Source organism: Streptomyces sp. CB02056 (assembly GCF_001905545.1).
GTDB lineage: Bacteria > Actinomycetota > Actinomycetes > Streptomycetales > Streptomycetaceae > Kitasatospora.
In genome coordinates this window covers 424,706-445,446 of the sequence record NZ_LIPD01000002.1, presented here as the reverse complement: position 1 = coordinate 445,446, position 20,741 = coordinate 424,706, and the positions used below count along the sequence as shown (strand labels likewise).

Annotated in this window: 18 protein-coding genes and 1 riboswitch; of the genes, 15 read left to right on the top strand and 3 right to left on the bottom strand. The window is 72.1% G+C overall.

The genetic code is table 11. The features are described 5' to 3' along the window. Nucleotides 1-68: 68 nt before the first annotated feature. The 6 genes from AMK13_RS06035 (at nt 69) to AMK13_RS06010 (ending at nt 8,634) form a co-directional block, all read left to right on the top strand. Nucleotides 69-806, top strand: a complete 738-nt coding sequence (locus AMK13_RS06035; protein ID WP_181970677.1) for a response regulator transcription factor — start codon at nt 69-71, stop codon at nt 804-806. A 93-nt stretch (nt 807-899) separates the two neighbouring features. Then, nucleotides 900-2,087 carry a sensor histidine kinase gene (locus AMK13_RS06030; RefSeq protein WP_079271882.1) on the top strand — a complete coding sequence of 396 codons (1,188 nt, stop codon included), beginning with the start codon at nt 900-902 and terminating at the stop codon, nt 2,085-2,087. 233 nt (nt 2,088-2,320) lie between these two features. Continuing rightward, nucleotides 2,321-6,094: a multifunctional oxoglutarate decarboxylase/oxoglutarate dehydrogenase thiamine pyrophosphate-binding subunit/dihydrolipoyllysine-residue succinyltransferase subunit gene (locus AMK13_RS06025; protein WP_074001426.1), complete on the top strand. Its 3,774-nt coding sequence runs from the start codon at nt 2,321-2,323 to the stop codon at nt 6,092-6,094. 152 nt (nt 6,095-6,246) lie between these two features. Then, complete coding sequence (locus tag AMK13_RS06020; RefSeq protein WP_049649445.1) at nt 6,247-6,426, top strand: DUF6104 family protein; 180 nt, start codon at nt 6,247-6,249, stop codon at nt 6,424-6,426. Between the two features lie 263 nt (nt 6,427-6,689). Beyond that, complete coding sequence (locus AMK13_RS06015) at nt 6,690-7,598, top strand: DUF4097 family beta strand repeat-containing protein (RefSeq protein WP_074001425.1); 909 nt, start codon at nt 6,690-6,692, stop codon at nt 7,596-7,598. A gap of 1 nt (nt 7,599) precedes the next feature. Beyond that, nucleotides 7,600-8,634: a PadR family transcriptional regulator gene (locus AMK13_RS06010; RefSeq protein WP_049649443.1), complete on the top strand. Its 1,035-nt coding sequence runs from the start codon at nt 7,600-7,602 to the stop codon at nt 8,632-8,634. A gap of 109 nt (nt 8,635-8,743) precedes the next feature. On the opposite strand, the gene AMK13_RS06005 is transcribed toward AMK13_RS06010, so the two are convergent. Both AMK13_RS06005 and AMK13_RS06000 read right to left on the bottom strand, forming a co-directional pair. Next, nucleotides 8,744-9,706 carry a zinc-binding dehydrogenase gene (locus tag AMK13_RS06005; protein WP_074001424.1) on the bottom strand — a complete coding sequence of 321 codons (963 nt, stop codon included), beginning with the start codon at nt 9,704-9,706 and terminating at the stop codon, nt 8,744-8,746. 149 nt (nt 9,707-9,855) lie between these two features. Further along, the gene (locus AMK13_RS06000) at nt 9,856-11,052 is read right to left on the bottom strand and encodes an NAD(P)-dependent malic enzyme (RefSeq protein ID WP_049649441.1); all 1,197 of its coding nucleotides are present in this window, start codon (nt 11,050-11,052) and stop codon (nt 9,856-9,858) included. 583 nt (nt 11,053-11,635) lie between these two features. Between AMK13_RS06000 and AMK13_RS05995 the strand changes: the two genes are divergently transcribed. From AMK13_RS05995 to AMK13_RS05975, 5 genes are all read left to right on the top strand, one after another. Continuing rightward, entirely contained in the window at nt 11,636-12,559 is a 924-nt protein-coding gene (locus AMK13_RS05995) for an ABC transporter substrate-binding protein (RefSeq protein WP_074001423.1), read from the top strand. Between the two features lie 419 nt (nt 12,560-12,978). Continuing rightward, nucleotides 12,979-13,905, top strand: a complete 927-nt coding sequence (locus AMK13_RS05990) for an ABC transporter substrate-binding protein (protein WP_063780035.1) — start codon at nt 12,979-12,981, stop codon at nt 13,903-13,905. Nucleotides 13,906-13,942: 37 nt separating this feature from the next. Beyond that, on the top strand, nt 13,943-14,917 hold the full coding sequence (locus AMK13_RS05985) for an amino acid ABC transporter permease (RefSeq protein WP_049649438.1): 975 nt from the start codon (nt 13,943-13,945) through the stop codon (nt 14,915-14,917). Nucleotides 14,918-14,958: 41 nt separating this feature from the next. Next, nucleotides 14,959-15,711, top strand: coding sequence for an amino acid ABC transporter ATP-binding protein (locus AMK13_RS05980; protein WP_107086343.1), 753 nt, complete (start codon nt 14,959-14,961; stop codon nt 15,709-15,711). A gap of 113 nt (nt 15,712-15,824) precedes the next feature. Beyond that, nucleotides 15,825-16,406, top strand: coding sequence for a CGNR zinc finger domain-containing protein (locus AMK13_RS05975; protein WP_049649436.1), 582 nt, complete (start codon nt 15,825-15,827; stop codon nt 16,404-16,406). A 7-nt stretch (nt 16,407-16,413) separates the two neighbouring features. Here AMK13_RS05975 and sodX read toward each other — a convergent pair whose 3' ends face one another. Continuing rightward, nucleotides 16,414-16,776 (bottom strand): nickel-type superoxide dismutase maturation protease, encoded by a 363-nt coding sequence (gene sodX, locus AMK13_RS05970; RefSeq protein ID WP_079271923.1) that lies wholly within the window; start codon nt 16,774-16,776, stop codon nt 16,414-16,416. A 276-nt stretch (nt 16,777-17,052) separates the two neighbouring features. Here sodX and sodN point away from each other — a divergent pair, with 276 nt between their 5' ends. From sodN to AMK13_RS05950, 4 genes are all read left to right on the top strand, one after another. Then, the gene (sodN, locus tag AMK13_RS05965; protein WP_049649434.1) at nt 17,053-17,448 is read left to right on the top strand and encodes a superoxide dismutase, Ni; all 396 of its coding nucleotides are present in this window, start codon (nt 17,053-17,055) and stop codon (nt 17,446-17,448) included. Nucleotides 17,449-17,515: 67 nt separating this feature from the next. After that, a riboswitch (cobalamin riboswitch) is annotated at nt 17,516-17,654 on the top strand. Between the two features lie 123 nt (nt 17,655-17,777). Continuing rightward, complete coding sequence (locus tag AMK13_RS05960) at nt 17,778-18,857, top strand: FecCD family ABC transporter permease (RefSeq protein ID WP_074001420.1); 1,080 nt, start codon at nt 17,778-17,780, stop codon at nt 18,855-18,857. After that, nucleotides 18,854-19,657: an ABC transporter ATP-binding protein gene (locus AMK13_RS05955; RefSeq protein ID WP_241852765.1), complete on the top strand. Its 804-nt coding sequence runs from the start codon at nt 18,854-18,856 to the stop codon at nt 19,655-19,657. Before AMK13_RS05960 ends, AMK13_RS05955 begins: the two co-directional genes overlap by 4 nt. 16 nt (nt 19,658-19,673) lie before the next feature. Beyond that, a complete protein-coding gene (locus AMK13_RS05950) occupies nt 19,674-20,666 on the top strand; it encodes an ABC transporter substrate-binding protein (protein ID WP_074001419.1) in 993 nt (330 codons plus the stop codon). Nucleotides 20,667-20,741: the final 75 nt, after the last annotated feature.

Sequence of the window (20,741 nt, the reverse complement as noted above, 5' to 3'; positions counted from 1 at the left end):
GACTACGAGCGGAGCCCCGCCATCCCCACAGGTGGCCGGCCCGCAGCCCTGGGGGCGGTGGCGTGACCGTGACAGAGATTCAGCAGGACAACCACAACGCCGGCGGCACTGTGAGCAGCCAGCGCAGAGTCCTGGTGGTGGAGGACGAGCCCACGATCGCCGAGTCGATCGCCGCCCGGCTGGGCGCCGAGGGCTTCAAGGTCGCCGTGGCCCACGACGGCCCCGGCGCGGTCGACGGCTTCCACACCTGGCAGCCGGACCTGGTGGTCCTCGACATCATGCTGCCCGGCTTCGACGGCCTGGAGGTGTGCCGCCGGATCCAGGCCCAGCGCCCGGTGCCGGTGCTGATGCTGACCGCCCGCGACGACGAGACGGACCTGCTGGTCGGCCTCGGCGTCGGCGCGGACGACTACATGACCAAGCCGTTCTCGATGCGCGAACTGGCCGCCCGCGTCAACGTCCTGCTGCGCCGCGTCGAGCGCGCCCAGCAGGCCGCCCGCACACCCGCGCTGGGCAGCCTGCGGTTCGGCGAGCTGGAGATCGACCACGTGCAGCGCCGGGTCCGGCTGGCCTCGGGCGACGTCCACCTGACGCCGACCGAGTTCGACCTGCTCGCCTGCCTGGCCGCCCAGCCGCGCGCCGTGCTCACCCGCGAGCAGCTGCTGGCCGAGGTCTGGGACTGGACCGACGCCTCCGGCACCCGCACGGTGGACAGCCACGTCAAGGCGCTGCGCCGGAAGATCGGCGCCAGCTGGATCCGCACCGTCCACGGTGTCGGATACGCGCTGGAGGCCCCGCTCTCCTAGGGCCTCCCAGGGCGACGGGCCACCGGGGGGCCCGCAGCCCGGACGACGCCGTGCCACCACGCGGGCCGACACCGCGGGGACCACAAGGAACCGATGACCTTTCCACAGCAACGCAACGGGGAATCCGCCGACATGCGGCCGCAGAACCTGGCCGCCCGTGCCGCCCGCCGGGTCTGGGCCGACATCCGGCCGCTCGACCCGGTCCGCTCGATCAAGGGCAAGCTCACCCTGCTCGTGATCGTCTCCGTGTGCCTGGCCACCGGGATGGTGGTCGTGGCGATCCGGTCCGAGACCCAGATCCGGATCATCATGGTCTTCTCCATGATCGCCTCACTGCTCTTCATGCAGTTCCTCGCGCACGGGCTGACCGCCCCCCTGCGCGAGATGACGGCCGCCGCCCGCGCGATGGCCTCCGGCGACTACAGCCGCCGGGTCGAGGTGAACTCGCGCGACGAGATCGGCGAGCTGGCGGCCGCCTTCAACGCCATGGCCGCCGACCTCCAGGCCGCCGACCGGCACCGCCGCGAGCTGGTCGCCAACGTCTCGCACGAACTGCGCACACCGATCGCCGCGCTGCGCGCCGTCCTGGAGAACGTGGTGGACGGCGTCGTCCAGCCCAATCCGGCCACCCTGGGGGCGGCCCTGGAGCAGACCGAACGGCTCGGCCGCCTGGTCACCCACCTGCTCGACCTCTCCAAGATCGACGACGGCGTGGTCGCCCTGGACGCCCGCCCCTTCGAGGTGCGCGAGTTCCTGGACGGCGTGCTGCGCGGGGTCACCGTGGACGGCGCGACGGCCGGCGGCGCCTTCTCCCGGCGCGGGGACGTCCGGCTGGCCCTGGAGGTCAGCCCGACCGGCCTGACCGGCGTGGCGGACCCGGAACGGCTCCACCAGGTGGTCGCCAACCTGGTCGACAACGCCTGCAAGCACTCCCCGCCCGGCGGCACCGTGACGGTGCGGGCGAGGCCGGAGGGCGAGGAGGGCGGCCTGCTGCTGGAGGTCGAGGACGAGGGCCCCGGCATCCCGCCGGCCGACCGCTCCCGGGTCTTCGAGCGGTTCAGCCGCAGCGGCACCGCGACCGCCGCCGGACCGGGCTCGGACGGCGGCACCGGACTGGGCCTGGCCATCGCCCGCTGGGCGGTGGACCTGCACGGCGGACGGATCGCGGTGGCCGAGTCCCCGCGCGGCTGCCGGATCGAGGTCCGGCTGCCCGCACGGCGTCAGAGCGACGGTCGGGACATTTGTCACAGATCCGACACAGCGGTCTACGAAGATCGTTAGAGGATTTGGCCGGGTTTTTGTCCGCTTTGGCCCCGGTATGCCCCCTGTTCGGCGCTGATCGGTTCCCCTCAGATACGGCTTTCTAACGCACTTTTTCAGCCAAAGTGCAGGTCAGCACTGTGATCTGGGCGACGCCTGGGCCCCGGGGACTGCGCGATCACTGGTCAGGGGCGTAGCCTTAATCCCCGCTGTCCAAACATCCCAAAAGGAAGCGGAAGAGGGCGGTTGCCGCCGTGTCGCCACAGTCCCCTGAAACCCCCAACAGCTCGGCAAGCTCCACTGGCTTCGGCCCCAATGAGTGGCTCGTCGACGAGATCTACCAGCAGTACCTCCAGGACCCGAACTCGGTCGACCGAGCCTGGTGGGACTTTTTCGCCGACTACAAGCCCGGTACCGAGGTGACCCCAGTGACCCAGGCCGCGACCCAGGCCGGCCCCGCGCCGACCCCTGCCGCTGCCCCCGCGCCCGCCGTCGCAGCCGCTGCTCCGGCCGCGCCCGCCGCCGCTCCGGCTCCGGCCGCTCCGGCGCCGGCCGCCCCGGCTCCGGCTCCGGCCGCCGCCCCGGCTCCGCTCGCCGCCGCGCCCGCCGCGCCCCCGGCCCCCAAGGCCGCCGCCCCGGCGCCGGCCGAGCCCGCTGCCGCCGCCGGCCCCGAGCTGATCCAGCTCCGCGGCCCGGCCAAGGCCGTCGCCACCAACATGGACGCCTCGCTGGAGGTGCCGACCGCGACCTCGGTCCGCGCCGTGCCGGCGAAGCTGTTGATCGACAACCGCATCGTCATCAACAACCACCTGCAGCGCGCCCGCGGCGGCAAGGTCTCCTTCACCCACCTGATCGGCTACGCCCTGGTCCAGGCCATCAAGGCCGCCCCGGGCATGAACTACAGCTACAAGGTGGAGAACGGCAAGGCCTTCCTGGTCAAGCCGGAGCACGTCAACCTCGGCCTGGCCATCGACCTGGTCAAGCCGAACGGCGACCGCCAGCTGGTCGTCGCGGCCATCAAGAAGGCCGAGACGCTCGACTTCTTCGGCTTCTGGCAGGCCTACGAGGACATCGTCCGCCGGGCCCGCGCCAACAAGCTGACCATGGACGACTTCACCGGCGTCACGGTCTCGCTGACCAACCCCGGCGGCATCGGCACCGTGCACTCCGTGCCGCGCCTGATGCAGAACCAGGGCACCATCGTCGGCGTCGGCGCCATGGAGTACCCGGCCGAGTTCCAGGGCTCCGCCCCGGAGACCCTGTCCCGGCTGGGCGTCTCCAAGATCATGACGCTGACCTCGACCTACGACCACCGCGTCATCCAGGGCGCGGCGTCCGGCGAGTTCCTGCGCGAGATCCACCGCCTGCTGCTCGGCGAAAAGGGCTTCTACGACGAGATCTTCGAGTCGCTGCGGATCCCGTACGAGCCGGTCCGCTGGGCCACCGACGTCGCCACCACCCACGACGACGAGGTCAACAAGACCGCGCGCGTCATGGAGCTGATCCACTCCTACCGGGTCCGCGGCCACCTCATGGCCGACACCGACCCGCTGGAGTACAAGCAGCGCAAGCACCCCGACCTGGACGTCACCACCCACGGCCTCACCCTGTGGGACCTGGAGCGCGAGTTCGCGGTCGGCGGCTTCGGCGGCCAGAAGATGATGAAGCTCCGCGACATCCTCGGCCTGCTGCGCAACACGTACTGCCGCACCGTCGGCATCGAGTACATGCACATCCAGGACCCGAAGCAGCGCAAGTGGCTGCAGGAGCGCCTGGAGAAGCCGTACGCGAAGCCCGAGCGCGAGGAGCAGCTGCGGATCCTCCGCCGCCTGAACTCGGCCGAGGCCTTCGAGACCTTCCTGCAGACCAAGTACGTCGGCCAGAAGCGCTTCTCGCTGGAGGGCGGTGAGTCGCTGATCGCGCTGCTGGACGCGACCATCGACTCCGCCGCCGAGCACCGCCTCGACGAGGCCGTCATCGGCATGGCCCACCGCGGCCGCCTGAACGTGCTGGCCAACATCGTCGGCAAGCCGTACGGCAAGATCTTCGGCGAGTTCGAGGGCAACCTCGACCCGAAGTCGATGCACGGCTCCGGCGACGTCAAGTACCACCTGGGCTCCGAGGGCACCTTCACCGGCCTGGACGGCGAGACCATCAAGGTCTCGCTCGCCGCGAACCCCTCCCACCTGGAGACGGTCGACCCGGTCGTCGAGGGCATCGCCCGCGCCAAGCAGGACATCCTGGACCAGGGCGGCACCACCTTCCCGGTGCTGCCGATCCAGGTCCACGGCGACGCGGCCTTCGCCGGCCAGGGCGTCGTCGCGGAGACCCTGAACATGTCGCAGCTGCGCGGCTACCGCACCGGCGGCACCGTGCACGTCGTGGTGAACAACCAGGTCGGCTTCACCGCCGCCCCGGCGTCCTCGCGCTCCTCGATGTACTGCACCGACGTGGCCCGCATGATCGAGGCCCCGATCTTCCACGTGAACGGCGACGACCCGGAGGCCGTGGTCCGCGTCGCGCGGCTCGCCTTCGAGTTCCGCCAGGCGTTCCACAAGGACGTGGTGATCGACCTCATCTGCTACCGCCGCCGCGGTCACAACGAGGCCGACAACCCGTCGTTCACCCAGCCGCTGATGTACGACCTGATCGACAAGAAGCGCTCGGTGCGCAAGCTGTACACCGAGGGCCTGATCGGTCGCGGCGACATCACCATGGAAGAGGCGGAGCAGGCGCTCCAGGACTTCCAGGGCCAGCTTGAGAAGGTCTTCGCCGAGGTCCGCGACGCGGCCCAGGCGCCGGCCGACGCCACCGCCGGCAAGCCGCAGGCCGACTTCCCGGTCAGCATCCAGACCGGCATCTCCCAGGAGATGGTCAAGCGGATCGCCGCCTCGCAGGTCAACCACCCGGACTGGCTGACCGTCCACCCGCGCCTGCTGCCGCAGCTGCAGCGCCGCGCCGCCTCGGTCGAGGACAACACCATCGACTGGGCGATGGGCGAGACCCTCGCCATCGGCTCGCTGCTGATGGAGGGCCACCCGGTCCGCCTGGCCGGCCAGGACAGCCGCCGCGGCACCTTCGGCCAGCGGCACGCCGTCCTGATCGACCGCAAGACCGGCGAGGACTACACCCCGCTGCAGTACCTCACCGAGGACCAGGCCCGCTACACCGTCTACGACAGCCTGCTGTCGGAGTACGCGGCCATGGGCTTCGAGTACGGCTACTCGCTGACCCGCCCGAACGCGCTGGTCATGTGGGAGGCGCAGTTCGGCGACTTCGTCAACGGCGCGCAGACCATGGTGGACGAGTACATCGCCTCCGCCGAGCAGAAGTGGGGCCAGCACTCCGGCGTCACCCTGCTGCTGCCGCACGGCTACGAGGGCCAGGGACCGGACCACTCGTCCGCCCGTCCGGAGCGTTTCCTGCAGATGTGCGCGCAGGACAACATGACGGTCGCGATGCCGACCCTGCCGTCGAACTACTTCCACCTGCTGCGCTGGCAGGCGCACAACCCGCACCACAAGCCGCTGGTCGTCTTCACCCCGAAGTCGATGCTGCGTCTGAAGGCCGCGGCGAGTGCGGCGGAGGAGTTCCTGTCCGGCTCGTTCCGCCCGGTCATCGGCGACTCCACCGTCGACCCGGCGCAGGTCCGCAAGGTGGTCATCACCGCCGGCAAGTTCTACTACGACCTGGCGGCGGCCCGCGCCGAGCGCGGCGTCACCGACACCGCGATCGTCCGGGTCGAACGGCTCTACCCGCTGCCGGTGGCCGAGCTCCAGGAGGAGCTGGCCCGCTACGGCGACAACGTCCAGTTCGTCTGGGCGCAGGAGGAGCCGGCCAACCAGGGTGCCTGGCCGTTCATCGCGATGAACCTGGTCGACCACCTCCAGGTCGTCATCGGCCGCACCGGCGGCGACGCCCGTCTGCGCCGCGTCGCCCGTACCGCCGCCTCGTCCCCGGCGGTCGGCTCGGCCAAGCGGCACGCCGCCGAGCAGCAGGCACTGGTCGAGGAGGTCTTCGCGCTCTGACGAGCCGAAGCCCGACGCTCTCCACGCCCGCGGCCCCGTCCTCCCCACCGGGAGGGCGGGGCCGCGGGCGTTCGCCGGGCCACCACCGGTACGACGGCCGACCGGCCCGGACTATCCTGACCAGGTCAATCCCCACCGGACCGGAGCGAACCGTGTACTTCACCGACCGAGGCATCGAGGAGCTGGAGAACCGGCGCGGCGAGGAGGAGGTCACCCTGGGGTGGCTGGCCGAGCAGCTGCGCACCTTCGTCGACCTCAACCCGGACTTCGAGGTCCCGGTCGAGCGGCTGGCCACCTGGCTGGCGCGGCTCGACGACGAGGACGACGAGTGACCCGGTGACGGCCGCCGCGAGGCCCGGGAGGCAACCGCCTCCCGGGCCTCCCGCGTGTCCGGGCGCGGAAGGGTGCGGAAGGGCGCTGAAGGGTGCGGAGGGATGCGGAACCCCGGGGGCCTCGTAGGGGAGGACTCGGGGACGGGTCGGGGACGGATCGGGGTCGGGTTCGGGGGTCGGGGCGCTTGACTCTGCCAGCACGCGATATATCGTCTTTAGAAGAGAACGCGATACATCGCGATCGACAACGGGAGGCGACGGACATGAGCCAGTGGACGGTCGAGGGCACCGAGAGGATCACCTTCGACGAGCCGGTGCGCGCGCTGCACGTGCGGACCATCGAGGGCACGGTGAACGTGGTGGCGGCCGACGGCCCGACCCGCCTGGAGGTCACCGAGCTGGCCGGCGAGCCCCTGCACGTGACCCTGGTGGACGGCGTCCTGACGGTCACCTACAAGGACATCCACAGCTGGGGCGAGTTCGGCGACCGGCTCAAGTCGGTCGGCTCGGTGAAGGACCTCTTCGGCTCCTTCAAGCGCAAGCGGATCGCCGCCGTGACGGTGACCGTCCCGACCGAGGTCGAGGTCAAGGTCGGCACCGTGTCGGCCGACACCACCGTCAGCGGCGTCAGCGGGCACGTCTCGGTGCAGAGCGCCAACGGCGACACCACCCTCGCCGGGGTGACCGGCCAGATCGAGGCCGGCACCGTCACCGGTGACGTGGACGCCCACGCGGTCGGCGGCCGGCTCAAGGTCAACACCGTCTCCGGGCAGCTCACCGTGATCGCCGGCACCGCCGACCGGGTCCAGGCCAACACCGTCACCGGCGCCGTCACCCTGGACCTCGACGTGGCCGGCGAGACCGACGTCAAGGTCAACACCGTCAGCGGCGCCGTCGTGATCCGGATCCCCTCGCTGGCCGACGCCACCGTCGAGGCCGGCTCCACCAGCGGCGACGTCTCCAGCACCTTCGAGGAGCTCCAGATGAGCAGCACCTGGGGCGCCAAGAAGATCTCCGGCCGCCTCGGCGAGGGCCGCGGCAGCCTCCACGTCACCACCGTCTCCGGCGCGGTCACCGTGCTGCGCCGCCCCGAGGCGGAGGAGGACGGCCCGGTCGTGGTCAAGGAGCTCCCGGCCGGCCCGGGCACCCCGAACCTCACCAAGGAGGCCTGAGATGACCCCTGTGTTCGGCCACGGCCGGCTCCGCCTCTACCTGCTGAAGCTGCTGGACGAGGCCCCGCGCCACGGCTACGAGGTGATCCGGCTCCTGGAGGAGCGGTTCCAGGGCCTGTACGCCCCCTCGGCCGGGACGGTCTACCCGCGGCTGGCCAAGCTGGAGCAGGAGGGCCTGGTCGCCCACAGCACCGAGGGCGGCCGCAAGGTGTACCGGCTGACCGACGCCGGGCGCGCCGAACTCGAAGCCCGGCAGGTCGAGTTGGACGAGCTGGAGGTGGAGATCCGGGACTCCGTGGCGCAGCTCGCCGGGGCGATCCGCGAGGACGTCCGGGACAGCGCCAAGGACCTGCGCGAGGAGCTGTGGAACGCCGCCCGGCAGGCGCCCGGGCCGGAGCGCACCGAGCCCGGCGACCCGTGGGCCGGGCCCTGGGGCGACAACGAGTCCTGGCAGCGCGCCAAGGAGGAGTTCGCCCAGTTCAAGCAGCAGGCCAAGGAGCAGGCCAAGCGCGCCCGGGAGCAGGAGAAGGCCGCCAAGGCCAAGGCGAAGGCCGCCGAGGCGGAGGCCCGACGGCTGCGCGAGCAGGCCAAGGCCTCGCGCACCGCGGCCCAGCAGGAGGCGCTGCGGATCAAGCGCCGGGTCGAGCAGCAGGTGCGCGAGCACGCCGCGAAGGGCGACTGGCCGACCGGGCTGGCCGAGGGCCTGTCCGAGCTGACCAAGGGCCTGGCCGGCCTGGCCGACGCGGCCCGCTGGGGCCACGGCGCGGAGGAGCCTCCGGCCGAGCCCGCCGAGCGGGTCACCGTGACCAGGATCGACCTGGACAAGGACGGCTCCGACACCCCGGCCGACCTGCCGCCGTGGGCCGCCACCGACCCGGCCGGGGACCCGGCCCGCGAGCTGGAGCGGCTGCTCGACCGCTTCCGCGACCAGGTCCGCGACGCGGCCCGGGACGGCGGGGTGAACGCGGACACGCTGGCCGAGGCCCGTACGGTGCTGGGCGCCGCGGGCGAGCGGCTGAAGCGGCTGCTCGGCTGAGCCCGGAACGGCTCCTGCGGCCCGGTGCCCCCGTCACGGGAGGCACCGGGCCGCCGCACGCCCGCGGGCAGGCGCCAGGGAGTGGGGCTCCGTCAGGAGCGGGGTGCCGTCAGGGAGTGAGGACGATCTTCCCGAAGACGTCGCCCTCGGCGAGCCGGGCGAAGCCGTCCCGGGCCTCGGCCAGCGGCAGCACCGAGTCGATCACCGGCCGGACGCCGGTGTTGGCGCAGAACGCGAGCAGCCCGGCCAGCTCCTCCTTGGTGCCCATGGTCGAGCCGACCACCCTGAGCTCCAGGAAGAAGATCCGGTTCAGCTCGACGGAGCTCGGGTTGGTGCCGGAGGTGGCCCCCGAGATGACGATGGTGCCGCCCGGGCGCAGCGACTTCACCGAGTGCGACCAGGTCGCGGCGCCGACCGTCTCCAGCACCGCGTCCACCCGCTCGGGCAGCCGGGCGCCGCTCTCGAAGGCCGCGTCGGCGCCGAGCTCCACCGCCCGGGCCCGCTTGGCCTCGTCCCGACCGGTGACCCAGACCCGCAGGCCGGCCGCCTTGCCGAGGACGATCAGCGCGGTCGCCACGCCGCCGCCCGCCCCCTGCACCAGGACGGTGTCCCCGGGCCTGACCCCGGCGTTGGTGAACAGCATCCGGTAGGCCGTCAGCCAGGCGGTGGGCAGGCAGGCGGCCTGCTCGAAGCTCAGCCCGGCGGGCTTGGGCAGCAGGTTCCAGGTGGGCACCGCGACCCGCTGGGCGAAGGTGCCCTGGTAACGCTCGGTCAGGATGGACCGCGGCTCGTCCGGGCCGACCCCGTGGCCGCTCTGGCCGATCACCGAGTGCAGGACCACCTCGTTGCCGTGCTCGTCGACGCCGGCGGCGTCGCAGCCGAGGATCATCGGCAGCCGCTCGGCGGGCAGGCCGACCCCGCGCAGCGACCACAGGTCGTGGTGGTTGAGGCTGGCGGCCCGGACGGTGACCACGCTCCACCCGGGGCGGGCCTGCGGCTCGGGGAGGTCGCCCAGCTCCAGCCCGCTCAGCGGGTCGGCGGCGTCGGTACGTGCGGCGTAGGCAGCGAACATGCCCCGGACGATAGCCGCGACGGCCGGGGCCGGGAACCACGCGGAGGTGTGACGCGTGTCCCGGCTGCTGCTCCCCCGCTCGCCTCCGGGCGCTCGGGGGGACGCGGGGGAGCGGCCGCCGTGGCGGGCGCGCTCCCCCGATCACCTCGTCAGATCCGGGCGACGCCCTCCGCCCGGGCGGCCTCGGCGACGGCCTTGGTGACCGCCGGCGCGACCCGCTCGTCGAACGGCGAGGGGATGACCTTCTGCGGCGTCAGCTCGTCGGCCACGACGCCCGCCAGCGCCTTGGCGGCGGCCAGCTTCATGCCCTCGGTGATCCGGGAGGCGCGGACCTGGAGGGCGCCCGCGAAGATGCCCGGGAAGGCCAGCACGTTGTTGATCTGGTTCGGGAAGTCGCTGCGGCCGGTGGCGACCACGGCGGCGTACTTGTGGGCGACCTCCGGGTGGATCTCCGGGTTGGGGTTGGCCATCGCGAAGACGAACGCGCCCTCGGCCATGGTCGCCACGACCTCCTCCGGCACGGTGCCGCCGGAGACGCCGATGAACACGTCGGCGCCGGCCATCGCGTCGGCCAGCGAGCCCTTGAGGCCGGTGCGGTTGGTCCGCCCGGCGATCTCGGCCTTGACGTCGGTGAGGTCGCCGCGGCCCTCGTACACCACGCCCTTGCGGTCGCAGACGGCCACGTCGCCGATGCCGGCCGCGACCAGCATCTTGGCGATGGCGATGCCGGCCGCGCCGGCGCCGGAGATGACGGCCCGCAGCGAGCCGATCTCACGGCCCGTCACCTTGGCGGCGTTCCACAGGGCCGCGGTGGTGACGATCGCGGTGCCGTGCTGGTCGTCGTGGAAGACCGGGATGTCCAGGGCCTCCTGGAGCCGGCGCTCGATCTCGAAGCAGCGGGGTGCGGAGATGTCCTCCAGGTTGACGCCGCCGAAGGAGGGGGCCAGCCGGACCACGGTCTCGACGATCTCGTCGACCCCGGTGCAGTCGAGCGCGATCGGCACCGCGTCCACGCCGCCGAACTGCTTGAACAGGATGGCCTTGCCCTCCATCACGGGCAGCGAGGCCTGCGGGCCGATGTCGCCGAGGCCCAGCACCGCGGTGCCGTCGGTGACCACCGCGACGGTGTTGGACTTCCAGGTGTAGTCGTTGACCAGCTCCGGCTGCTCGGCGATGGCCGTGCAGACCCGGGCGACACCGGGGGTGTAGGCGAGGGACAGGTCGTCCGCGTCGCGCACCGGGACGGTCGCCCGGATCTCCATCTTCCCGCCGCGGTGGAGCGCGAAGACCGCGTCGACCGGATCCTCGGTGTCCTGGGTGCTGCTGTGAATGATCTCCGCTGCCACGATGACCTCTTCGTCATTGATCTGGCGAGGACGCGCGGCCGACGGGCAGGGCGACCCGTCCGGAAACCGGAAACCGGGTACGCCGAAGCGGACCCGGGGTCGGGGTCGGGGCGCTGCCGTCGGGCGGCGCCCTCGGATGAGGGTTGTATGGGGTCTGTGTTGTCCGCGTTGTGCTTCCGGGCCGAGCGTAGGTCGGAGGAAGGCATCGCACCTATGCCTTTTCGTCCTCGTCACGTACGGTTCATCGCCGCGCTGTCGCGTCACAGGGGCCCGGCGTCGGAAGCGCCGGGCTCCGGCGGCGGCAACGGCATGAGCGCACGCGCACCCGCAGGAGTGAACACAGGCCGAAGGGGATCCGGTGCCCCGGATACGGAGCCGCGTGAGGACTTCCGTTCCCGGGCACCCCGAGCCTGTCGGGGCTCGTCGGCCTGGTTCGAGCGTTCGGGGGTCACCCGGTACCGAATTCTGACACACCCGCCGCCGGGCCCGGCAGGGCGGGATGGCAGGATCGCTTGTCCGCCATTTCGCGTACACCCGTGCGACACCGTGGCGGCCCCACCTCCCTCCCTCAGGAGCCGCCCTCATGCCGCACGTCCGCCACGCCCTCCGTCCGGTCCCGGCCGGCGCCGCCCTGGCCGCCGCCGGGGCCCTCCTGCTGACCGGCTGCGGCGGCGGGCAGGCCGCCCCGGGCGACCCGGTCAAGGACCTCCGCGGCAAGCTGCCGAAGGCCCAGCGGTCGGCCGGCGCGCTGCGGGTCGGCATGGACGTCAACTACGCCCCGGTGGAGTTCCGCGGCCCGGACGGCAAGCCGACCGGCCTCGACCCGGACCTCGCCGCCGCCCTGGGCCGGATCCTCGACGTGCGGGTCGAGTTCGTCGACACCCCCTTCGACAAGCTGGTGCCGAACCTCCAGGCCAAGCAGTACGACGTGGCGATGTCCGCGCTCAGCGACACCCGCCGGCGCCGGGACGCGGTGGACGAGACCGGCAAGCCGACCGGCCCGGGCGTGGACTTCGTGGACTACTTCATCGCGGGCACCTCGATCGTCGTCCCGAAGGGCAACCCCAAGGGGATCAGGGGCCTGGACGACCTGTGCGGCAAGACCGTCGCGTTCCAGCAGGGCACCACCCAGGACGAGATCGTCACCCGCCAGGTCGGCGTCTGCACCCGGGCCGGCCGCCCGCTGACCCCGCACAAGCTGGACACCGACACCAAGGCGCTGGCCGAGGTCGCCTCCGGCGCCGCCGCGGCCGGCCTGAACGACTACCCGGTGGCCGCCTACGCGGCGAAGACCACCGACGGCGGCGCCCGCTTCGAGGTGACCGGCGGGCAGTCCACCTCCAACCCGTACGGGATCGCGGTGCGCAAGGACGACGGGCCGCTGCGGGACGTGCTGGCCGGGGCGATCGACCAGCTGATCCGCAGCGGCGAGTACGACAAGATCCTGGCCAAGTGGAACGTCGGCGCCGGCGCGGCGCAGAACGCGGTGGTCAACGGGGGCATCTGAGGCGGGGGCGGCGGGCCTCCGGGGACGGCACGGACCGATCTGCATACTTATGCGCAGAGTGACAGGGGCGCGGAATAAGTCCGAATAGCGGACAGCGCGACCCCTCGTTATCCGATTTTGATCTGGATGAGGGCCACCTGACTGTCATCAGATGGCAGGATTCCCCCCATCTCGGATCGAGCCGGCCACTGGTCGAGGCCGTCCGGTCAACGTCCACCTCGGCGGAGGGTGGCGGAAGCAGTACCTCGTAAAACCCCGGACGGCTCCCCCGCGCCCGGGCAACTGCACGACCCGGCCTGCACGTACGACGACGTACGGCGACACGCACCCGTACCGAGCCGCGCGGCTCGCCGTTCCGGTGCGCCGCTCCCGCGGCGCGCTCCGCCCGACCTCTCTCCCCCAGGATGGAGATCCCCCTCATGACCACCCGTACCCAGCGCAGCCGGCTCTTCGCAGCCGGTGTGGTCGCCGCCTCGGTCTCCCTGGTGCTGACCGGTTGCAGCAGCAGCAAGAGCGAGAGCAGCGGCGCCCCCAACGCCTCCGCGACCGTCAACGAGGTCAAGGCCGACCCCAAGCTGGCCGGGCTCGTCCCGGACGACGTCAAGGCCGCCGGCAAGCTCCTGGTCGGCGCCGACGCCTCGTACGCGCCGGACGAGTTCAAGGACGACAGCGGCAAGGTCATCGGCATGGACGTCGACCTGGCCAACGCCATCGCGGCCAAGCTCGGGCTGAAGGCCGAGGTCCAGGACTCCGGTTTCACCGCGATCATCCCCGGCATCCAGTCGAACAAGTTCCAGCTCGGCATGTCGTCCTTCACGGACAACAAGGAGCGCGAGCAGATCGTCGACATGGTCACCTACTTCAACTCCGGCAGCGCCGTCGCGGTGAAGAAGGGCAACCCGGAGAAGATCGACCCGAAGGACCTCTGCGGCAAGAAGGTCGCCGTCCAGACCGGCACCACCCAGGCCGACGAGATCAAGGACACCCGCGACCCGGACTGCGCCAAGGCCGGCAAGCCGGGCGTCCAGAACGGCGGCGACAAGTTCGACCTCCAGACGGACGTCACCAACGCCGTGGTCTCCGGGCGCGACCAGGCGATGATGGCCGACTCCCAGGTCGTCGACTACGCGATCAAGCAGTCCGGCGGCCAGCTGGAGAAGGTCGGCGAGACCTACGGCGTGGCCCCCTACGGCGTCGCGCTGGCCAAGGGCTCCAAGCTCACCCCGGCCGTCCAGGGGGCCGTCCAGTCGCTGATCGACGACGGCACCTACAAGCAGATCCTCGCCAAGTGGGGGGTCGAGTCCGGCGCCATCACCACCTCGACCGTCAACGGCGCGGTCAGCTGACCCTCGTCCGCTCCATCTTCTCCCCCGAGGCCACACCGTGAACTCTTTGGACAAGGGGACGGCGGAGCAGGGCCGGCCCGAGACCATCAAGGCCGTCCCCGTCCGCCACCCCGGACGCTGGGCCGGCGCCGTCGTCATCGCCGTACTCGCGGCGATGCTGGTGAGCGCCCTCTTCACCAACCCCGCTTTCAAGTGGGACATCGTCGGTCAGTACCTGTTCCACGACAGCATCATGCACGGCCTGCTGGTGACGCTGGAACTGACCGTGCTCGCCATGCTCATGGGTGTGGTCGGCGGCATCGTCCTCGCGGTGATGCGCCTGTCCCCGAACCCGCTGCTGGCCGGCGTCGCGTGGGTCTACATCTGGATCTTCCGCGGCACCCCGGTGCTGGTGCAGCTGGTGTTCTGGAACTTCCTCGGCCTGATCTGGGCCAAGCTGTCGATCGGCGTCCCGTGGGGGCCGGAGTTCTGGTCCGAGCAGACCAACGTGCTGATCCCGACCTTCGTCGCCGCGCTGCTGGGCCTCGGCCTCAACGAGGCCGCCTACATGGCGGAGATCGTCCGCGGCGGCATCCAGTCGGTGGACGAGGGCCAGACCGAGGCCGCGCACGCGCTCGGCATGAGCCGGTTCCAGACCATGCGCCGGATCGTCCTGCCGCAGGCCATGCGGGTGATCATCCCGCCGACCGGCAACGAGACCATCTCGATGCTCAAGACCACCTCGCTGGTCTCCGTGATCTCCCTGGAGGAGATCTTCCGGGCCGGCCAGGTCATCTACTCCCGGAACTACCAGAACATCCCGCTGCTGATCGTGGTCAGCCTCTGGTACCTGTTCTTCACCTCGGTGCTGACCATCGGCCAGTACTACATCGAGCGCCACTACGCCCGAGGTTCCAACCGCACCCTCCCGCCCACCCCGCTGCAGCGGCTGCGGAGGCTGTTCGCCGGGAAGCCCGCCCCCAGGACGACCGCCGACGTCGTCCCGGGGCTCGAGGGAGGTGGTCACGTATGACCGATCCGACCAAGTCCCCCGGCGGCGCGTCCGGCGAGCCGATGGTCCGCGCCGAGAACGTGCACAAGTCGTACGGCCTGGTCGAGGTGCTCAAGGGCATCGACCTGGAGGTCAGGCAGGGCGAGGTGTTCTGCCTGATCGGCCCGTCCGGCTCCGGCAAGTCGACCTTCCTGCGGTGCATCAACCACCTGGAGAAGATCAACGGCGGCCGCCTCTGGGTGGACGGCGAGCTGGTCGGCTACCGGCAGAAGGGCGACCGGCTGCACGAGCTCAGGGACCGCGAGGTCGCCCTCAAGCGGCGCGACATCGGCATGGTCTTCCAGCGCTTCAACCTGTTCCCGCACATGACCGCCGTCGAGAACGTCATGGAGGCGCCGGTCCAGGTCAAGGGCGAGAGCCGGGCCGACGCCCGCGAGCGCGGGATGGCCCTGCTGGAGCGGGTCGGCCTCGCCGACAAGGCGAAGAACTACCCCTCGCAGCTCTCCGGCGGCCAGCAGCAGCGCGTGGCGATCGCCCGCGCGCTGGCCATGAAGCCCAAGCTGATGCTCTTCGACGAGCCGACCTCCGCGCTCGACCCGGAGCTGGTCGGCGACGTCCTCGACGTCATGCGCGGCCTCGCCGAGGAGGGCATGACCATGGTGGTCGTCACCCACGAGATGGGCTTCGCCCGCGAGGTCGGCGACGCGCTGGTGTTCATGGACGGCGGGGTGGTGGTCGAGTCCGGCAACCCCCGCGAGGTGCTCACCGACCCGCAGCACGAGCGCACCAGGGCCTTCCTCTCCAAGGTGCTCTGAGCCCGTACGCCCGGCGCCCGGCAGGTCACTCCTGCCGGGCGCCGTCGTTTTGCCCGCCCGGGTAATAGGCTGGAGGCAGTCAGCCCGTTACCGACCCCCCTGGAAGGACCCCTGTGGAGCTCGCCGCCTACGCCGATCTCGCCGTCCGGCTGGTGAACACCGAGGAGCCCGAGCGCGGCACCGACTCGCTGACCTCCGTGGAGGCGGTGCGCGGTCTCTTCTCCGACTCCTCGCGGGCCCGCTCGCTCGCCGACGAGTCCGACGTGCCCCGGCTGCGGGCGGTGCGGACCCGGCTGCGCGGGGTCTTCGAGGCCGCCGCCGGCGGGGACGAGATCCGCGGCGTCGACCTGCTGAACAGCCTGCTGATGGAGTACCCGGTCAGCCCGCTGATCTCCGGGCACGACTACCTGGACGACGCCGGGCGGCCGCGCTGGCACCTGCACCTGGCCGACAACTCCCCCACCGCCACCGCCCACTTCAGCGCGGTCGCCTGCATGGGCCTGGCCGTCCACCTGACCGAGCTGGGCGCCGACCGGCTCGGCATCTGCCAGGCCGCGCCCTGCCGCAACGCCTACCTGGACACCTCGACCAACCGCTCCCGCCGCTACTGCTCGGACCGCTGCGCGACCCGCGCCAACGTGGCCGCCTACCGGGCCCGCAAACGCCTGGAGGCGGAGGCGGCGGCCCGGGCGTAGCAGCCCGCTAGACGTCCTCGACCCAGGCGCCGAGCCGGCGGGCCAGGCCCGGCACCCGGGCCAGCCGCGGGGTGAGCAGCAGCCGCTCCAGCCGGCGCCCCGGCGCCAGCCAGACCGGGCTCGGGCGCAGCCGCAGCAGCACCCGGCCGAGCACCAGCTCGTCCGGGACGGCGCCGTAGCTGCGGCTGTCGCTGTCCACCGGGCGGTTGTCGGAGAGCAGCCACCAGCCCGTGGCCCGGCGCTCGGCGGCCCGCTTCACCACCAGCAGGTCCTGCTGGAAGGGGTGCCGGAAGACCACCACCGCGCCGGGCCGGATCGGCGCGCCGTAGCGGACCAGCAGCCGGTCGCCCTCGCGCAGGGTCGGGACCATCGACGGCCCCGCCACGTCGACCAGCCCGAACGGCAGCGCGCCGCCCGGGCCGCGCTCCCCCGCCCCGGCGCCCTCCGCTCGCGTGCTCCGCGCCACGACTCCTCCTCCCGCCCCCGCTCGCGCTCCCAGTCTGCCGTACGGACCGCCGTCCGTCCGATGTCCGGATTGCGCCGGTTCCCGGTCCGTCTTTCGCCCTAGGCCCACCGCCCGATCGCGAAACCGGGAGGGCGGAAGGGTAATCTCGGGCGCGGGAAGACGATCTAAGGAAGGACTCCCATGTTCTCTCGTCTGTTTGCACCGCGCGCCACCGTCCACGCCCACTGCGACCTGCCCTGCGGCGTCTACGACCCCGCGCAGGCCAAGCTGGAGGCCGAGTCGGTCAAGGCCACCCAGGAGAAGTACCAGGCCAACGAGGACCCGCACTTCCGCGCCCGCGCCGTCATCATCAAGGAGCAGCGCGCCGAGGCCGTCAAGCACCACATCTCGGTGCTGTGGAGCGACTACTTCAAGGCCCCGCACTTCGAGAAGTACCCGCAGCTGCACCAGCTGATCAACGACACCCTGAAGGCCGCCTCGGCCGCCAAGGCGTCCACGGACCCGGCCACCGGCCAGGCCCTGCTCGACCTGATCGCCCAGGTCGACAAGATCTTCTGGGAGACCAAGCAGGCCTGAGCCTGACGCGTCGCCACCCGACCGCCCCCGTCCGCACCGCCGGACGGGGGCGGTCGTGCGTTCACGTCCGACCCGGCTCGGTAAGGGTTGCCTGCCCTGAGTGGCTGTTATGCTGCCAGGGCGTCCGAGGGGGAAGTCCGGTGCGAATCCGGCGCTGACCCGCAACGGTGAGCACGGCCCGTACCCGCCCGTACGGCCGCGCCAGCCCGATCGCCCTCGGCCGCCGACCTCCCGACAACTCGCCGCGGACTGCGAGGGGAACGGCGCCCCGGCACGCCCCCGGCCCGCGCCCGCCCCGGCGCGCTCCCGGCCCGAGGCAAGGCGCACCCGTGAACCGCGCACCCGTCAACCGTGCAGTCGGCCCGCCCGCTCGCCGAATACCCGTCGTCCCGCTCGCCGCCGGACTCGCCGCCGCCCTGCTGCTCTCCCTGGTCTGCGGGGTCGCCCTCGGCTCCTCCGGGCTCGGCCTGCCCCGGGTGCTGCGGCTCCTGGGCGCCGGGCTGACGGGCGGCCGGCTGGACGCGGACGAGGCGGCCGCGTACGCGATCGTCTGGGAGATCCGGCTGCCGCGCACCGTGCTGGCCGCCGTGGTCGGCGCCGGGCTGGCCGCCTGCGGGGTCGCCGTCCAGGCCCTGGTGCGCAACGCGCTGGCGGACCCCTTCGTGCTCGGCATCTCCTCCGGCGCGGCCGTCGGCGCCAACGCCGTGATGCTCTTCGGCGCCTTCGCCTCGCTCGGGGTGTGGGCGATCTCCGCCTCCGCCTTCGGCTCCGCGCTGGCCGCCATGACCCTGGTCTACGTCGCGGCCCGCACCGCGTACGGGCTCACCCCGCTGCGGCTGGTGCTCACCGGCACCGCGCTGTCCTACGGCTTCTCCGCCGCCACCACCCTGATGGTCTTCGCCGCCGACCGCGGCGAGGCCGCCCGGGACGTCATGATGTGGCTGCTCGGCAGCCTCGGCGGCGCCACCTGGGGCAAGGTGCCGATCGCCGCCGTCACCGTGCTGGCCGGGCTCGCCTACCTGGCCTGCACCGCCGGGCGGCTGGACGCGCTCGCGATGGGCGACGAGACCTCCGCCTCGCTCGGCGTGGACCCGGACCGGCTGCGCCGCGAGCTGTTCGTGGTGACCGCCGCCGTCACCGGCACCGTGGTCGCGGTCAGCGGGGCGATCGGCTTCGTCGGGCTGCTGATGCCGCACCTGGCGCGGATGCTGGTCGGCGCCGGGCACCGCCGGGTGCTGGTGGTCGCGCCGCTCGCCGGGGCGCTGCTGCTGGTCTGGGTGGACATCGCCTCGCGCACCCTGCTGGCGCCCGCCGAACTGCCCGTCGGGGTGTTCACCGCGGTGCTCGGCGTGCCCGCCTTCCTGGTGATGATGCGCCGCCGCGGCCAGGCCTTCGGAGGTGCCCGGTGACCGCGACGACCGACCCGACCCCGGTGCACGCCCAGGACCTCGCCGTCGACGGCGTCTCGGTGGAGCTGGCCGGCACCCGGCTGGTCCACGAGGTGAGCCTGGCGGCCGCCGCCGGGCAGGTGGTCGGCCTGATAGGCCCCAACGGCAGCGGCAAGTCGACCCTGCTGCGCTGCGTCTACCGGGTGCTGAAGCCGGCCGGCGGCGTGGTCCGGCTGGCCGGCGACGACCTGCACGCCCTCACCGCCCGCGAGAGCGCCCGCCGGGTGGCCGCGCTGACCCAGGAGCACTCCGCCGAGTTCGACTTCACCGTCGCCGAGGTGATCGCCATGGGCCGGCTGCCGCACCGCCGCGGCTTCGGCGCCCAAGTCGACGGGGACGAGCGGCGCTGCGCCGAGGCGCTGCGCAAGGTCCGGGCCGGGCACCTCGCCGAGCGGGGCTTCCTGAGCCTGTCCGGGGGCGAGAAGCAGCGGGTGCTGTTCGCCCGCGCGCTGGTCCAGGAGCCGCGCCTGCTGGTGCTGGACGAACCCACCAACCACCTCGACATCGCGCACCAGTTGGAGGTGCTGGCGCTCGCCCGCGAGGCCGGTCCGACGGTGCTCACCGCGCTGCACGACCTCAACCTGGCGGCGGGCCACTGCGACCTGCTGTACGTCCTGCGGGACGGCCGGATCGTCGCCTCCGGGCCGCCCGACGAGGTGCTCCGACCCGCCCTGCTGGCCGAGGTGTTCGGCGTCCGGGGCACCCCGGTGCGCCACCCGGAGACCGGCGCCCTCCAGCTGCTCTTCGACCGCCTCCCCTGACCCCCAAGGAACTCCCGTGCGCACCAAGGCCGTTGCCGCCACCGCCCTGCTCGCCCTCGGACTCGTCGGCTGCGGCGCCGAGATCGCCCCGAAGGAGGCCGCCACCGCCTCCGCCCACTACCCCGTGACGGTGGACAACTGCGGGGAGAAGCTCACCTTCGCGCAGAAGCCCGCCCGGGTGGTGACCAACGACGTCAACATCACCGAACTGATGCTCTCGCTCGGCCTCGCCGACCGGATGGCCGGCTACGTGATGCCCGACGACAAGGGGAAGATCGACCAGGTCGCCTGGAAGGACGGCTACCAGCAGACCACCTGGCTCTCCAAGAAGATCCTCACCAAGGAGATCGCGCTGGACGCCAAGGCCGACCTGGTCTTCGCCGGCTGGCACTACGGCTTCGACGAGGGCAGCGGCGTCACCCCGCAGGCCTTCAAGGCGCTCGGCGTCGACTCGTACGTGCTCAGCGAGTCCTGCCGCAGCGGCAAGGGCACCGAGCGCGGCGTGATGGACCCGCTGGAGGCGCTCTACACCGACCTGGCCAACCTCGGCGAGATCTTCGACGTCAAGGACCGCTCCGACCAGCTGATCGCGGACTTCAAGGCGCGGATCGCCGCCGTCCCGCCGGCCGAGCGCCGCCCGTCCGTCTTCCTGTACGACAGCGGGCAGGACAAGCCGTACACCGCCGGGAAGTTCGCCGCCGCCAACGAGATCATCGCCAAGGCGGGCGGGACCAACATCATGGGCGACCTCGCCGACAGCTGGGTCACGGCCGGCTGGGAGAGCGTGGTGCAGCGCGACCCCGAGGTGATCGTGATCAACGACTACGCGACGCCGAAGGCCGAGGAGAAGCGGAAGTTCCTGACGTCCTTCCCGCCGCTGGCCAACGTCGCCGCGGTCAGGAACGGCCGGATCTTCGTCATGGACTACGTCGACCTGGTGGAGAGCCCGCGCAACCCGGCCGCGATCAGCGCGCTGGCCGCCTACCTGCGCACCGTGCCGGCCCCCTGACCGGCCCGGATCCCGCTCCTCCGGGTCCGGGCGGCCGCGGGCGTACGCTCAAGGTACGAGCCGACGGAACCCGAC